The 15,358-nt window shown below is 64.6% G+C and carries 12 protein-coding genes; all 12 read right to left on the bottom strand.

Annotated elements, in window-relative coordinates:
* Window positions 1–31: 31 nt before the first annotated feature.
* Complete coding sequence (gene ftsW, locus CLU86_RS21755; RefSeq protein WP_099743088.1) at window positions 32–1,318, bottom strand: putative lipid II flippase FtsW; 1,287 nt, start codon at window positions 1,316–1,318, stop codon at window positions 32–34.
* Window positions 1,318–2,835 carry a UDP-N-acetylmuramoyl-L-alanine--D-glutamate ligase gene (murD, locus tag CLU86_RS21750; RefSeq protein WP_233195344.1) on the bottom strand — a complete coding sequence of 506 codons (1,518 nt, stop codon included), beginning with the start codon at window positions 2,833–2,835 and terminating at the stop codon, window positions 1,318–1,320. Before murD ends, ftsW begins: the two co-directional genes overlap by 1 nt.
* 608 nt (window positions 2,836–3,443) lie before the next feature.
* Complete coding sequence (gene mraY / locus CLU86_RS21745; protein ID WP_099743087.1) at window positions 3,444–4,622, bottom strand: phospho-N-acetylmuramoyl-pentapeptide-transferase; 1,179 nt, start codon at window positions 4,620–4,622, stop codon at window positions 3,444–3,446.
* Between the two features lie 43 nt (window positions 4,623–4,665).
* On the bottom strand, window positions 4,666–6,093 hold the full coding sequence (gene murF, locus CLU86_RS21740) for a UDP-N-acetylmuramoyl-tripeptide--D-alanyl-D-alanine ligase (protein WP_099743086.1): 1,428 nt from the start codon (window positions 6,091–6,093) through the stop codon (window positions 4,666–4,668).
* Window positions 6,084–7,634 (bottom strand): UDP-N-acetylmuramoyl-L-alanyl-D-glutamate--2,6-diaminopimelate ligase, encoded by a 1,551-nt coding sequence (locus tag CLU86_RS21735; RefSeq protein WP_099743085.1) that lies wholly within the window; start codon window positions 7,632–7,634, stop codon window positions 6,084–6,086. The genes murF and CLU86_RS21735 overlap by 10 nt, the downstream gene beginning before the upstream one ends.
* Window positions 7,634–9,379, bottom strand: coding sequence for a penicillin-binding protein 2 (locus CLU86_RS21730; RefSeq protein WP_099657914.1), 1,746 nt, complete (start codon window positions 9,377–9,379; stop codon window positions 7,634–7,636). Before CLU86_RS21730 ends, CLU86_RS21735 begins: the two co-directional genes overlap by 1 nt.
* Entirely contained in the window at window positions 9,376–9,705 is a 330-nt protein-coding gene (gene ftsL / locus CLU86_RS21725) for a cell division protein FtsL (RefSeq protein WP_099743084.1), read from the bottom strand. The genes CLU86_RS21730 and ftsL overlap by 4 nt, the downstream gene beginning before the upstream one ends.
* An 85-nt stretch (window positions 9,706–9,790) precedes the next feature.
* On the bottom strand, window positions 9,791–10,747 hold the full coding sequence (rsmH, locus tag CLU86_RS21720; protein ID WP_099743083.1) for a 16S rRNA (cytosine(1402)-N(4))-methyltransferase RsmH: 957 nt from the start codon (window positions 10,745–10,747) through the stop codon (window positions 9,791–9,793).
* Window positions 10,722–11,150 (bottom strand): division/cell wall cluster transcriptional repressor MraZ, encoded by a 429-nt coding sequence (gene mraZ / locus CLU86_RS21715; RefSeq protein WP_099657911.1) that lies wholly within the window; start codon window positions 11,148–11,150, stop codon window positions 10,722–10,724. The genes rsmH and mraZ overlap by 26 nt, the downstream gene beginning before the upstream one ends.
* A gap of 369 nt (window positions 11,151–11,519) precedes the next feature.
* Window positions 11,520–12,857 carry an ATP-dependent protease ATPase subunit HslU gene (gene hslU, locus CLU86_RS21710; protein WP_099743082.1) on the bottom strand — a complete coding sequence of 446 codons (1,338 nt, stop codon included), beginning with the start codon at window positions 12,855–12,857 and terminating at the stop codon, window positions 11,520–11,522.
* A 94-nt stretch (window positions 12,858–12,951) separates the two neighbouring features.
* Window positions 12,952–13,515 (bottom strand): ATP-dependent protease subunit HslV, encoded by a 564-nt coding sequence (gene hslV / locus CLU86_RS21705; protein WP_099657909.1) that lies wholly within the window; start codon window positions 13,513–13,515, stop codon window positions 12,952–12,954.
* Between the two features lie 48 nt (window positions 13,516–13,563).
* Entirely contained in the window at window positions 13,564–15,321 is a 1,758-nt protein-coding gene (locus CLU86_RS21700) for a hypothetical protein (protein WP_099743081.1), read from the bottom strand.
* Window positions 15,322–15,358: the final 37 nt, after the last annotated feature.

Raw genomic sequence — 15,358 nt, 5'->3', positions numbered from 1 at the left:
ATGCTGTGCTTATTGTGGTGAAACAAGCACCTCATACGCGGCCTCCGCGCATGAGGTGCTTGTTTTCATAGTCCACCCGCAGCACGATCGCCAACGCCACCAGGTTGAGCAAGATGGCCGAGCCGCCAAAGCTCATCAGCGGCAGCGTGAGCCCCTTGGTGGGCAAGGCGCCCAGGTTCACGCCCATGTTGATGAAGGCCTGAAAACCGATCCAGATGGCCACGCCCTGGGCCACCAGGCCCGAGAAGACGCGGTCCAGCGCGATGGCCTGGCGGCCGATGTGCATGATGCGGCGCGTCATCCACAGGAACAGGATGATGAGCGTGACCACGCCCAAGAGGCCGAACTCCTCGCCAATCACAGCCAGCAAAAAGTCGGTGTGCGCCTCGGGCAGCCAGTGCAGCTTCTCCACGCTGCCCCCCAGCCCCACGCCAAAAATCTCGCCACGCCCAATGGCGATCAGCGAGTGCGACAACTGGTAGCCCTTGCCCAGCGCATGCTGCTCGCTGAACGGGTCCAGGTAGGCAAACACGCGCTCGCGGCGCCAGGGCGAGCTGGCGATCATCAAAGCGAAGGCCCCCACCAGCACGCCCGCAATCAGGAAGAACATGCGCGCGTTGACGCCGCCCAAGAACAAAATGCCCATGGCGATCACGGCCACCACCATGAAGGCGCCCATGTCCGGCTCGGCCAGCAGCAGCACCCCCACGATGGCCACGGCGGCGCCCATGGGCAGCACGGCGCGGAAGAAGCGCTCTTTGACTTCCATCTTGCGCACCATGTAGTCGGCGGCATAGATCAGCACGGCAAGCTTCGCAACCTCGGACGGTTGAAAGCCAATGGGGCCAATGGACAGCCAGCGGCGCGCCCCGTTGACGACCTTGCCCACCCCGGGGATGAGCACCGCAATCAACAACAAAAGCGAGCCCACAAACAACCAGGGCGCCACACGCTCCCACAGCTTCATGGGCACCTGGAAGGCCAGCAGCGCCGCCACAAAGCCAAACACCAGGTACATCATGTGCCGGGTGAGAAAGTGGGTGGGCGCGTAGTTGGCAAAGCGCGGGTTGTCGGGCAACGCGATAGATGCCGAATACACCATCACCAGCCCCCAGGCCAGCAACGCCACCACCACGCCGCACAAGGCTTGGTCAAAGCCCAGCACGCTGGCCGGGGTGGTGGTGGACTGGCGGTACTCGGTGCCGCCCACGCGCACGGGCAACACGTCTGCCGCCTTGTCAGACAGGCTGCCAAACCAGCCCTTCATGCGCAGCAACCAGCCTGCGCTGCGCTCTGGGGTGCTGCCTGCTGCGGACATCACACGCCCTCCACAGATTGCCCGGCGTCCTGTGCCAGGGCGCGCACGGCGTCGCAGAACACATGGGCACGGTGTTCGTAGTCTTTGAACATGTCAAAGCTGGCGCACGCTGGCGACATCAGCACCGCATCGCCCGCATGGGCACGCTGCGTGGCCGCGTCCACCGCCTGCGGCAGGTCTGCCGCGTCGATCAGTGCCACACCGGCATCGGCCAGCGCTGCGCGAATCAGCGGCGCATCGCGCCCGATCAGCACCACGGCGCGTGCATACCGGGCCACGGGGGTGGTCAGCGGAGAAAAGTCCTGCCCCTTGCCCACCCCACCGAGGATGAGCACGATGCGGCGGTCCGCGCCCAGGCCAGTCAACGCAGCCACCGTGGCGCCCACATTCGTGCCCTTGCTGTCGTCGAAATACTCCACACCATTGACCAACGCCACGGGTTCGACGCGATGGGGTTCGCCCCGGTACTCGCGCAGGCCATAGAGCATGGGCGCCAGGGAGCAACCCGCCGCAGACGCCAGTGCCAGAGCGGCCAGCGCGTTGGTGGCGTTGTGGCGGCCGCGAATGCGCAGGGCATCGGCAGGCATCAGGCGCTGGATGTGCAGCTCTTCCTCGGCTTCGCTGCGACTGCGTTTGCGGGTTTCATCGGCCTCCAGGGCGCGCACCAGCCAGGGCATGCCGCTGACAATTTCAATGCCGAAATCGCCGGGACGGCGAGGCATGTCGGCACCGAAGGTGAGGTGCTCGCGCTGCTGCGGCTTTTGCAGCTTGACACGCACGGGCGGCGGCAGCATCTGCATCACCTCGGCGTCTTCGCGGTTGAGCACCATCAGGCCGGTTTGTCCAAAAATGCGTGCCTTTGCCGCGGCGTAGGCGTGGATGTCGCCGTGCCAGTCCAGGTGGTCTTGGGTGATGTTCAGCACCGTAGCGGCCGTGGGCTCGAACCCGGCCACATCGTCGAGCTGGAAGCTGGACAGCTCCAACACCCACACCTCGGGCAGGGTGCCCGCATCGATGTGCCCGGCCAGCGTGTCCAGCAGCGTGGGGCCGATGTTGCCCGCCACAGCCACGGTCTTGCCCGCCCGCTCCACCAGTTGCCCGGTGAGCGACGTCACCGTGGTCTTGCCGTTGGTGCCGGTGATGGCCAACACGCACGGTGCGTAGGCATGCTGGCTGCGCAGGTAAGCCAGCGCAGCAGCGTACAAAGACAGCTCACTGCCTGTGACCAGGCCAATGGCCTTGGCGGCCTGGAACACGGACGCAAAGGTGGCGGGGCTCAGACCCGGCGAGCGGTACACCGCGTGCAGGCCCTGGCCGTCGACCAGCGAGGCATCGAACGCACCAGCCACAAAGCGCACGCCGGGCAGCTCTTGCTGCAGCTGCGCCAGCTGGGGCGGCGCCTCGCGCGTGTCGGCCACTGTGACCTGGGCGCCGCAACGCACGCACCAGCGTGCCATGGCCAGGCCAGAGGCTCCCAGCCCCAGCACCAGCACGTTCTTGTCCTGCAATGGCGCCATGCCTTCACCCGGACGGCCTTGGGGCTCCTGCGCAGCATCGGAGGCATCGGCCACGGGCGCCACCTCTGCGATGGGCAGGGGGGCGGCCTCGGGCTCGTCACTGGCGCGCACTTCGGCAAAGATCTGGGCCACAAAATCAGCAGCCGCCTTGGCCGCCGAGATGGCCGGCGCCACGTAGTTGTCGAGCACGGCAGGGCTGGCTGGCTCTGCCGGTGCAGCTCCTTCGAGCAGCAGTGCGGGCTCGGCAACGTCTTCGGCTGCGGCGTCTTCGGGTGCACCTTCGGCAACACCCTCAAAGGCCGCATCGTCCACGCTCTGCAGGTCTGCCGTCTGGGCATCGTCCACGCCGCTGGCGGTCACATCTTCGGCAGACTCTACGGTGTCGGCCTGTTCCATCACCTGTGCAAACTCCACCCCGGCCTGCTCGGGCAGGGGGGCCAGCCCTTCCTGCGGTGCCGCAGCCTGGGCATCGTCCTGCGCTGACACCATGGGCGGCAAATGTTCGACCGCCAAGCCTGCAGACTCTGCGGCACCGGGCACAACAGCGCCCGACGCGTCAAAGCCCGGCGCGTCAGCGCCGTGGGGCAGAGGGGTTTCGTCGTGCGGGTTCATCGCAGTTTCAGCGTGGACAGGCCGATCAGGCACAGCAGCATGGTGACGATCCAGAAGCGGATGACCACCTGCGTTTCCTTCCAGCCGCTCTTTTCAAAGTGGTGGTGCAGCGGTGCCATCTTGAGCAGGCGACGGCCTTCGCCGTAGCGCTTTTTGGTGTACTTGAACCAGGCCACCTGCAGCATCACCGACAGGGCCTCGACCACAAAGATGCCGCCCATGATGGCCAGCACGATCTCCTGGCGCACGATGACGGCGATGGTGCCCAGCGCACCGCCCAAGGCCAGCGCGCCCACATCGCCCATGAACACCTGGGCGGGGTGCGCGTTAAACCACAGAAAGGCCAGGCCAGCACCGGCCATGGCGGCGCAGAAAATCATCAACTCGCCCGAACCGGGAATGTGCGGAAAGAACAGGTACTTGGAGTACACCGAGCTGCCCGTCACATAGGTGAACACGCCCAGGGCCGAGCCCACCATCACCACGGGCATGATGGCTAGGCCATCGAGCCCATCTGTCAGGTTGACGGCGTTGCTGGAGCCCACGATGACGAGGTAGGTGAGGATGACAAAGCCGAGCACGCCCAGCGGGTAGCTCACCTCTTTGAAGAACGGCAGTTGCAGACCGGCCTTGGGCGGCAAATCCAGCGAGAAGCCCGACTGCACCCAGTTCATGAACAGCTCCAGCACCTTGATGTTGGAGCTTTCCGAGATGCTGAACGCCAGGTACAGCGCCGCCACCAGCCCGATGACCGATTGCCAGAAATACTTCTCGCGCGAACGCATGCCTTCGGGGTCTTTGTTGACCACCTTGCGCCAGTCATCGGCCCAGCCAATGGCACCAAAGCCCAAGGTCACGATGAGCACGATCCACACGAAGCGGTTGGACAGGTCAAACCACAACAAAGTGGAAATGGCGATCGACAGCAGAATCAGCACCCCGCCCATGGTGGGCGTGCCGCTTTTGGACAAGTGCGACTGCATGCCATAGCCCCGGATGGGCTGGCCGATCTTGAGGGCCGTGAGCACACGGATCACCTTGGGCCCCGCCAACAACCCGATCAACAAAGCCGTCATGGCCGCCATCACCGCACGGAAGGTAAGGTACTGGAAGACACGGAAAAAGCCGAACTCGGGCGACAGGCCTTGCAGCCATTGCGACAGCATCAGAAGCATGCGACACCTCCCAGAGCGGCAGACAGGTTCATGGCCAGCGGGTTCACTGCGCACCTCCTGCAGGGGCGGCTTGCGCGGGCTTGTGGGGTTGTGTTTGCGCGGCGGCGGCCAAAGCCTCCACCACCTGCTCCATCTTCATGAACCGAGATCCCTTTACCAGCACGCTGCCCACCTGGGGCAGCACGCCGTGCACCGCTGCCAGCAGCGATGCCATGTTGTCAAAATGCCGGGCCGCAGGGCCGCAAGCGGCCGCAGCGTGGGCCGACAAGGCCCCCAGCGTGTAAATGTGGTCAATGCCTGCACGGCGCGCGTGCTCACCCGCTTCCTCGTGGAAGGCCGGGCCCTGGTTGCCCACCTCGCCCATGTCGCCCATCACCAGCAACCGGGGCGCAGGCAAGTCGGCCAGCACATCGATGGCGGCGCGCATGGAATCAGGGTTGGCGTTGTAGCTGTCGTCCACCACCGTGATGTCCCGGCCCGCCAGCGTGATGGCGAAGGCCCGCGAACGGCCCTTGACGGGCACGAAAGCTTCCAGCCCTTGCACCACGGCCTGCAACGGCACACCCGCAGCCAACGCACAGGCGGTCGCGGCCAGGGCATTGGTCACGTTGTGGCGACCGGCAATGTGCAGGCGGCACTGGGCAGAACCTGCGGGGGTGCTGAGCGCCACCGTCCAGCCGCCCTGCTGCCACTGGGCTGCAGGGCAGTCCACATCACCGCCCGCGCCAAAGGTGACGCAGCGGCGGTCCTGTGCCAACCCCTGCCACAGCGGCGTGTAGGTGTCAGCGGCAGGAAACACGGCCACGCCGTGGGGCGGCAGAGCGCTGATGACCGAGCCGTTTTCCTCGGCAACGGCCTGCACGGTGTGCATGAATTCCAGGTGCTCGCGCTGGGCGTTGTTGACCAGAGCCACCGTGGGCTGGGCCATGGCAGCCAGCGTGGCGATTTCGCCAGGGTGGTTCATGCCCAGCTCGATCACGGCAGCCTCGTGTGCAGCCGTGAGGCGCAGCAGCATCAGCGGTACACCGATGTCGTTGTTGAAGTTGCCCTGCGTGGCAAAGGCCGCTTCACCCTTCCAGGCCCGCAGGATGGAAGCAATCATCTGCGTGACGGTGGTCTTGCCGTTACTGCCGGTCACACCAATCAACGGCAGCTCAAACTGGGCGCGCCAGCCCGCTGCCAGAGCGCCCAGCGCAGCCAGGCTGTCAGGCACTTCCAGGCCGGGCAGGCCCGCAGCCGCCAGGCCGCTCTGCGCCAGGGCTGCCGCAGCGCCGCTGGCCTGTGCCTGAGGCAAGAAAGCATGGGCGTCAAAACGCTCGCCCTTGAGGGCCACAAACAGGTCGCCGGGCTGCAGGGTTCGGGTGTCGGTGTGCACACGGGCCACGGGGGTGGCGCCATCGCCCACCAATTGGGCCGTCGGAATGCGCTGACGCACCAGGCCCAGCGCTTGTTGCAGGGTCATCATGCCCATGTGCTGCCTCCACGCTCTTGCAGCGCTGCGCGCGCCTGGGCCATGTCTGAAAACGGGCGGCGCACGCCTGCCACCTCTTGGTAATCCTCGTGCCCCTTGCCCGCAATCAGCACCACGTCGGCAGGGTCGGCCTCGGCCAGCGCCAGGGCAATGGCGGCAGCGCGGTCGGGCTCCACACGCACGGTGTCACCGGCGATGGTGCCCTGCAAGATTTGGTGCAGGATGTGGGCGGGGTCTTCGCTGCGGGGGTTGTCGCTGGTGGCCACCACCCAGTCGGCCTGTTGCTGCGCCACGGCTCCCATCAGAGGGCGCTTGGTGGCGTCACGGTCGCCGCCGCAGCCAAACACGCACCACAGCTGCCCGCCGCGCTGCTGCGCCAGGGGGCGCAGGGCCTGCAAGGCTTTTTCCAAGGCGTCGGGTGTGTGGGCATAGTCCACGGCCACCAGGGGCTGCGCGGGCAACGCCAGCTGCTCCATGCGGCCGGGCACGGGCTGCAGTTGCGAGCATGCATGCACGGCCTGCTGCAGCGGCACACCCAGGCTGCGCAGGGCGGCCACCACGCCCAGCAGGTTGAGCACGTTGTAATGCCCCACCACGCGGGATGGCAGCAGGTGCTGCTCAGCCCCCTCCACCACCAGCCACTGCAAGCCGACTTCGGCCGCTGCAATGTTGCGGGCGGCAATGCGCGCGGCGCCATTGGCCGACACCGTCCACAAATCCAACGCGGCGCCATCGGCCACGCCACCCTCGACGCCATCGCTGCGCTGCGCCAGCTCGGCACGCAGGGCGGCGCCCGCAGGGTCGTCGATGTTGATCACCGCCGTGCGCAGGCCGGGCCACGCAAACAGCGCGCGCTTGGCCAGCCAGTAGTCGGCCATGCTGCCGTGGTAGTCAAGGTGGTCTTGCGTGAAGTTGGTGAACACGCCCACGCGGATCTGCGTGCCCGCCAAGCGGTGCTCGGCCAGGCCGATGGACGACGCCTCGATAGCACACGCCCCCAGGCCCTGGTCGGCAAACTGGCGGAAGGCGCGGTGCAAGCGCACCGGGTCAGGCGTGGTCATGCCCGTGGACTGCAGCGCAGGTGGCACACCCACACCCAAAGTACCCACTACGGCGCACCCAGAGAGCGCAGGCAGCTCATTTTTTGATAGCAAATTCAGCGCTTCGGCCAACCACCAGGCAGTGCTGGTCTTGCCGTTGGTGCCCGTCACCGCCAGCACGTCCAGGGCTTGCGATGGGTTATGGAACCACTGGGAAGCGATCTCGCCTGTTGCTGCCTTGAGCCCGTTCAACGCCACCAGCGGGGCACCTGCGGCAAACGCAAAGTTCTGCACGCCCTCGGCCTCCACCAGGCAGGCGGTGGCGCCGCGCGCCAGCGCATCTGCCACATGGGCACGGCCATCGGTGGCGGCGCCGGGCCAGGCAATGAAGCCGTCGCCTGGGGCCACGCTGCGGCTGTCGGTTTGCAGCGTGCCGGTGACGCGCGCGCGCAGCCAAGCCACGGCATCGGCCGGTTGGTTCAAAACCTGCACCGGGGCCATCACAGCGACTCCTCCACGGGGTTGGCCACGATTTGCGGCTTGACGGCCATGTCCGGGGGCACGCCCATCATGCGCAGGGTTTGCTGCACTACTTCGCTGAACACAGGGGCGGCCACCAGGCCGCCATACACCTGGCCCGCGCTGGGTTCGTCCAGCATCACGGCCACGATGATGCGGGGCTTGTCGATAGGCGCCATGCCGGTGAACCAAGCGCGGTATTTGCCCGCAGCGTAGCTCTTGCCCACTTGCTTGCGGGCCGTGCCCGATTTGCCACCCACCGAGTAGCCCACGGTCTGGGCCTTCTGCCCCGTGCCGCCGGGCCCTGCGGCCATTTGCAGCATCTTGCGCACTTGGTCTGCGGTGCGTTCAGAAAACACCGGCACGCCCACAGCGGGCTCGTCCGTCTTGAACAAGGTGGCCGGAATCACACGGCCGCCGTTGGCGAACACGGTGTACGAGCGCGCCATCTGGAACAGGCTGGCCGACAGCCCGTAGCCGTAGGACATGGTGGCCTGCTCCACCGGGCGCCAGGTCTTGTAGGGGCGCAGGCGCCCGCTGATCGCGCCGGGAAAGCCGATTTGCGGCTTTTGCCCAAAGCCTGCGGCAGAGAAGGTTTCCCACATCTCTTTGGCAGGCATCTGCATGGCGATCTTGGTGGTGCCCACGTTGCTCGATTTCTGGATCACGCCTTCCACCGTCAGCAGGCCGTAGTTGTGCGTGTCGGAAATGGTGGAGCCCGTGATGGTGATGCGCCCCGGGTTGGTGTCGACGGGCGTCTCAGGTTTGACACGGCCAGACTCCAGCGCCAGACCGATCGTGAAGGGCTTCATGGTCGAGCCGGGCTCGAACACGTCGGTGAGTGCGCGGTTGCGCAGCTGCTCGCCGGTCAGGTTCTGGCGCTTGTCGGGCACGTAGCTGGGGTAGTTGGCCAGGGCCAGCAACTCGCCCGTGTGGGCGTCCATCACCACCACGCTGCCCGCCTTGGCCTTGTGCAGGGCCACCTGGTCGCGCAGCTTTTGGTAGGCGAAGAACTGCACCTTGCTGTCGATGGACAGCTGCATATCCTTGCCGTCCACCGGCGGAATGGTCTCGCCCACACCCTCGACCACGCGGCCCAGGCGGTCCTTGATCACGCGGCGCGAGCCGGGCTTGCCAGACAGCTGGCTGTTGAAGGCCAGTTCCATGCCCTCTTGCCCCTTGTCTTCCACGTTGGTAAAGCCAACGATGTGGGCTGCGGCCTCCCCTTCGGGGTACTGGCGCTTGTATTCCTTGCGCTGGTAGATGCCCTTGATGTCGAGCGCGGCAATCTGCTGGCCCACATCCCAGTCGAGCTGGCGCTTGATCCAGACGAAGGTCTTGTCCTCATCGGCCAGCTTGGCCTGCAGGTCAGCCAGCGGCATGTCCATCAGCTTGGCCAGCTGCTTGAGCTTGGCTTTCACTTCAGGCTTGTCATGCTCCACGTCTTCCGGAATGGCCCAAATGCTGGCCGCTGGCACGCTGGAAGCCAGGATCAAGCCGTTGCGGTCCAGGATCTTGCCGCGGTTGGCGGGCAGCTCCAGCGTGCGCGCAAACCGCACCTCGCCCTGGCGCTGAAAAAAGTCATTGCCAAACACCTGCACATAGGCGGCGCGGGCACCCAGCCCCACAAAGCCCAGGCCGATCATGGCCACGATGAATTTGCTGCGCCATACAGGCGTCTTGCTGGCCAGCAAGGGGCTGGAGGTGTACAGCACGCTGCGGCTCATCGTGCACTCTCCGCGCCAGCTTGGCCAGCCTGGCGGTTGGGGGTGGTGGCCTCAGCAGCACCGGCAGGGTCACTCACGTACTGGGTGATGGCCGGGGTGGCTGTGCGCATGTTTAACTGGGCCCGGGCGAGCTTTTCCACCCGCAGCGGGGTGGCCTGGGCGCGCTTTTCCACCTGCAGGCGCTGGTGCTCGGTGTCCAGGCGACGGGCCTCGGCCACGGCACGGTCCAGCTCGGTGAACAGACGGCGCGACTGGTACTGCGTGTGCACCAGGTACATCGCACTCACCAGCACGGCCAGCAGCAGCATGAGGTTCAAGCGGGCCATGCAGCCCCCCGCACAGGGTGCACGCACGCGCCCTCACCCCAGACCAGCGAAGGGCCTGCGGGGCTTAGCAGCGTGCAAAGCAATGTCATGCGTCCGTCCTTTGCGCGACGCGCATGATGGCGCTGCGGGAACGGGGGTTGGCGGCCACCTCTTGCTCGCTGGGCTTGATGCGGTCCAGGGCCTGCAGCTTCATGGCCTGCGGCACGGCAAAAGGCGCGCGGCGGTCAAACACCTCTTTGGAGTGCTTGGCGATGAACTGCTTGACGATGCGGTCTTCGAGCGAGTGAAAACTGATGACCACCAGCCGCCCGCCGGGGCGCAGCACCGACAGGCTGGCTTCTAGGGCCTGTTGCAGCTCTTCAAGCTCAGCGTTGATGAAAATCCGTAGAGCCTGAAATGTGCGCGTTGCAGGGTTCTGGCCCGCCTCGCGGGTCTTGACCGCGCCAGCCACGAGATCGGCAAGCTCGGAGGTGGTGGCAAGGGGGCCCCGTTCCTCGCGCCGAGCAACAATCGCCTTTGCAATGGGGCCAGCAAACCGTTCTTCACCGTATTCACGTATCACCTCCGCAATCTGCCCAACTTCGGCCGTGGCCAGCCACTCGGCCACGCTTTCGCCGCGCGTGGTGTCCATGCGCATGTCCAGCGGGCCATCGAAACGGAAACTAAAGCCCCGAGAGGGGCTGTCGATCTGGGGTGAACTCACCCCAATGTCCATCAGCAGCCCCGAGGCGCTGCCCGCAGGCAGATCGGCCAGGTGGCGGAAACCCTCGTGCCGAATGGAAAAACGCGCATCGGTGATGCGCGCTGCCTCTTGGATGGCTTCGGGGTCCTTGTCGAAAGCGACAAGATGCCCCTGGGGTCCCAGCCTCTGCAGAATCAGCCGCGAATGCCCCCCGCGTCCGAAGGTCGCATCCACCCAGGTGCCCGAAGGCTCTGGGCCGGCGTTGCCGAGCAGTGCATCCACTGCCTCGTTCAGCAAAACCGTGGTGTGTTGAAAAGTTGTTGTCACCGCGGCCTCAGAAAGAAAAATCCTTGAAGGCATCGGGCATCTCACCTTGCATGGCTTGCGCCTCTTGCTCGTCGTAAGTTGCCTTGTCCCACAGCTCAAAGTGGTTGCCCATGCCCAGCAGCACGGCCTCTTTGGAGAGCCCCGCTGCAGAGCGCAGCTCGGGCGACACCAGCACGCGGCCGGTGCCATCCATCTCCACGTCCATGGCGTTGCCCAGAAAAATCCGCTTCCACCACTGGGCGGACATGGGCAACTGGGCAATGCGCTCGCGAAACTTCTCCCACTCGGGGCGGGGGAAGACCATCAGGCACCCATGGGGGTGCTTGGTGATGGTGAGCTGGCCCGATGCCGTCGCCGCCAAGACGTCACGATGCCGGGTCGGCACGGAAAGCCGACCCTTCGCGTCGAGACTGAGCGATGAGGCACCTTGGAACACGGATGGATTTCCCAGCTTGATGGATCACCAGACGCCCTGGACTGTGGGCCGAATGGCACTTTTCACCACTTATTTGCACTTTTTTCCACTGTAGCAGGAAAAGCACACCAAGCAATAGGGACGCTACAAAGTTTTGCAATGAAATCAATGACTTAGCAGCGAATCCAAAGGTATCAGAATGGCAAAATCTGTTGAAAAATAAGCACTTAGAACAGGCTATGCAAGTGATACCTGAAGCGCCAAGGCGCCGATAAGACTTGTTAACTATGTTGTCCCGAGAAATAGGGTATGTGCATCAAGCAAGCCCCAAGAAAATGCCCCGCCAGCGGGGCTGAGCGGGGCAATGCTGGCTGCAGAGGTCGGGCCGGGCTACAGGATGTAGCGCGACAGGTCTTCGTCCTGGCTGAGCGACTGCAGCCGCGCGTCCACGTAGGCCGCATCAATCTGCACTGTTTGGCCCGACAAACGGGCGGCGTCAAAGCTCACGTCATCGAGCAGGCGCTCCATCACCGTAGACAGGCGGCGCGCGCCGATGTTTTCGGTGCGCTCGTTCACCTCGAATGCGATGTGTGCCAGGCGGGTGATGCCCTCGGGGGTGAACTCCAACGCCACGCCTTCGGTGGCCAGCAGCGCCTGGTATTGCTTGACCAAAGACGCATGCGTTTGCGTGAGGATGGCCTCAAAGTCCTTGACCGACAGGGACTCCAGCTCCACCCGAATGGGGAAGCGCCCTTGCAGCTCAGGGATCAGGTCACTGGGCTTGGAGAGGTGAAATGCCCCCGAGGCGATGAACAGGATGTGGTCTGTCTTCACCATCCCGTACTTGGTCGATACCGTTGTGCCCTCCACCAGGGGCAGCAAATCACGCTGCACACCCTGGCGTGACACGTCGGAGCCGCTGGTTTCCTGCCGCGTGGCCACCTTGTCGATCTCATCGATGAATACGATGCCGTTTTGTTCGGCATTGGCAATGGCGCGGACCTTGATTTCTTCTTCGTTGACCAGCTTGCCCGCTTCTTCTTCGGTGATGAGCTTGAGCGCCTCGGCGATCTTGAGCTTGCGGGTACGGCGGCGGTCTTGCCCCAGTTGGCTGAACATGCCGCGCAGCTGGTCGGTCATTTCCTCCATGCCCTGCGGGCCCATGATTTCGAGCTGGGGGCGACTTTCGGCCACGTCGATCTCGATCTCTTTGTCATCAAGCTGCCCTTCCCGCAGCTTTTTGCGGAAGACCTGGCGGGCGGTGCTATCGGTAGCAGGCTCAGCCCCCACGGCGCCTGGCGCAGCGCCCCGGGCGGGCGGGATCAGCACGTCCAGAATGCGCTCCTCGGCCGCATCTTGCGCGCGCGTGCGCACTTTGTGGGTCTCGGCTTCGCGGGTTTGCTTCACGGCCATTTCGGCCAGGTCGCGGATGATGGCGTCCACGTCTTTACCCACATAGCCCACCTCGGTGAACTTGGTAGCCTCGACCTTGATGAAGGGCGCATCGGCCAGTCTTGCAAGGCGGCGCGCAATCTCGGTCTTGCCCACGCCAGTGGGGCCGATCATGAGGATGTTCTTGGGCGTGATCTCGTGGCGCAGGCTGCCTTCGACCTGCTGGCGGCGCCAGCGGTTGCGCAGCGCAATGGCCACGGCACGTTTGGCGTTGGCCTGGCCCACGATGTGGTTGTCCAGCTCGGAGACGATTTCCTGGGGGGTCATGGAAGACATGGTGTCAGCCTGAATTCAATCAAAAATAGCTCTAGCGCCTACCAATAAAGCGCTAGTAGCTATCAAAACAATAGTAAGCCTACGCAGTCGCCGCTCAGAGCGTCTCGATGGTGTGGTTCATGTTGGTGTAGATGCAGAGTTCGCCCGCAATTTCGAGCGACTTCTTCACGATCTCCTGCGCGGACAGATCGGTGTTGACCAGCAACGCCTTGGCCGCCGAGTGCGCGTAGGCACCGCCCGACCCGATCGCCACGATGCCCTGCTCAGGCTCCAGCACGTCGCCGTTGCCAGTGATGATGAGCGACGCGCTGGCATCGGCCACGGCCAGCATGGCTTCAAGGCGGCGCAACACGCGGTCGGTGCGCCAGTCTTTGGTCAGCTCAATGGCCGCACGGGTCAGATGGCCCTGGTGCTTTTCCAGCTTGGCTTCAAAACGCTCAAACAGCGTGAAGGCATCGGCCGTGGCGCCCGCAAAGCCCGCCAGCACTTTGCCATGGTAGAGCTTGCGCACCTTGCGCGCCGTGCCCTTGACCACGATGTTGCCCAAGGTCACTTGGCCATCGCCGCCGATGGCAACCTGTACGCCCGCTGGGGTTTGCCTGCGGACACTGATGATGGTGGTCCCGTGGAACACGGGGGATTCGCTGGATGACGTCATAGCCCCGAACGTGGGGCCTGCCGCTGCAATTGCAAGCGGCCCCCAAGCTCAGTTCTTGCGCGGGATGACCCAGGCGTGTTCGTTGATACCGATCACGTTGAAAAACACGGCGATGAGCCGGTGCAGGTTCTGGAAATGCACCACATAGCCCTTGGCTTGCTGGTCGGCCGCCCAGTTGAGCACCGAGCCCGCCGCCGCAAAGTCGATGCGCATGAGCTTGTCGCAGGCAATGGGCAATGGCACCCCGGGGCGCAGCATGGCCTGCAAGGGCTCCAGCAGCGGCGTAGCGTCGCCATCGATGATGCCGCTGAGCGTGGCCACCGGCCCTGTCTCCAAAGGCGCCGGTATCGACAGGTCGCCAAAATCTGAGGCGAGCATGTCCCGCTCGTTCGCGGGTGAGGGCTCAGAGGAGGTATGGGTGTCGTCGTCTGAGTAGCCGCACTTGGGAAACACCCAGGACGGGGGTGACACTTCATAGGTCACGCAGTAGTCCAAGGCCACCAGTTCGAACTCATCGGGACGGCCCATGAGCCGCAAGGCCGACATGCGCAGGCGCCACCACTCTGGCCCCGACGCACGATCGCCCGATTGGGTCATGATTTCCATGAGGGTGTTGAACTTGTCCACACCCGAGAACACGAACTGCCCTTGTTTGTCAGCCCAGCGGGTGAACAAATCGGCCAGCAACGGCACCGCCGCATCGTCCACCCCCGAAATGCGCGACCAAGACAGCGTCCACGGCGAGGCCGAGCGCTCAACCGAAGCCTGCAACGCAGCCACAGAAGACACGGCCAGGCGCTGCGGCGCGTTCCAGCTGAAGTCACGCCGGCCCGGCGCATCGGCCTGCAGCGCAGGGGCCGCAGCCGTCATGCCCAACTGCTCAGGCAGCGAGAACCACAGCGGCGCAGAGCGGCTGTACTGCGCTGCAAAATCAATGGCCAGGTTTTCAAACCGGTCGTGCTGCCCCGTTGCCCGGTACAGGTCAAACAGGGTCATCCACAGATCCAGTTGCTGGTCTGGGTTGTCATTGCGATGTTGTTGCAGAACCTCCAGCAAGCCGGACTCTGCCCCTTCGTTATCGCCATTGGCGTAGCGGATGGCCGCTTCTTCAAGGTCGGGTTCGTGCACGAATTTCTCCAGTGCGGCAACGGTCTGCGGGATCACGCCGGGCACCGTGGGGCTGAAAGAAGGCTCAGCCGCCACAGGGGCCGCTTGTAACTTGGCATCGGTGCCGCCGAATTTGCCCATCGCCATGCTGTCGTCCGCAAACAGCGGCGCCACCGGGCTGGGGCTGGGCTGCGCCAGCGGCGCTGCCAGGCTCACCGGAGCAGTGGGGGCGAAGGCGCGGGCGTCGGCCGCTTCTGTGTCGGCGCCCTGTGCGGGGGCTGGCTCAGTCGCCAAAGCCCCTGGAACCGTAGCGCCGCCGTCCGTAGATTGTTTGCTCTTCCACCACTGCTGAGACATTTGCGCCTCGATCTCATCGATCTTCTTGAGCGTGACGGCACGCTCATCGGGCGATGCCATGCTGCTCTGGAAGAACGAGGGGCGGTTGGTGGGGTCTTCGGTGCGATGGCCTTGCAGCACCTCGCGCTGGCGCAACTTGCGCAGCTGATCGAATTCGCGGCGGCGCACAAAGTCGTTGCGCCGCTTGCGCTCAATCATTTCCTTGAGCATCTGCTTGCTGTACTGGCTCTCACGGTCATCCTGCAGAGAGTCCAGCTCCGTCCACTGGACGGTGGGGTTGCGCACAAACCGCACCATCTTGGACAACAGTCCGCCGGCTGGTGGGGTTTCTTCCTTGCTCATGGTGATTTGGCTGCGGTTGTCCTGAAGGCGTTCAGCA

Source organism: Acidovorax sp. 62, assembly GCF_002754495.1.
Lineage (GTDB): Bacteria > Pseudomonadota > Gammaproteobacteria > Burkholderiales > Burkholderiaceae_C > Acidovorax.
The sequence above is the reverse complement of the archived record's forward strand: the minus strand, read 5'-3'. Positions and strand labels throughout refer to the sequence as shown.